At 68.2% G+C, this 292-nt stretch carries 1 protein-coding gene; it reads right to left on the bottom strand.

Annotated elements, in window-relative coordinates; genetic code table 11:
• Positions 1–292: transposase (locus tag R2S09_RS40410; protein WP_316746294.1), on the bottom strand; the 292-nt coding region annotated here is incomplete at both ends.

Below are 292 nucleotides of genomic sequence, written 5' to 3'. Positions count from 1 at the left end.
GGCGACCTTGCGCTGCTCCAGCCAGAAGCGTGTGTGCTTGACCTGCCCGTATGCCTCGTCCGCGGTCACCCATGCGAACGGCACACCGGCGTCGAGGGCACGTTGCAGCATCTGCCTGAAGTGCTCGTTCTTGGTCGCGAAACAGATCTCGTCGTCGATGCCGGCGGCCCGGCAGCGGTCCCGGTCATCGGTCCAGGAGGCCGGGAGGTAGAGCTCGCGGTCGATCAGGGCCCGGCCCCGGGCCGTGGCGTAGGCCAGGAAGGTTCCGATCTGGCAGTTCTCGGTCCTCCCC

This window comes from Streptomyces sp. MK7, from assembly GCF_032658145.1.
GTDB classification, from domain to species: Bacteria; Actinomycetota; Actinomycetes; order Streptomycetales; family Streptomycetaceae; genus Streptomyces; species Streptomyces spiralis.
This window is presented reverse-complemented; position numbering and strand designations above follow the sequence as displayed.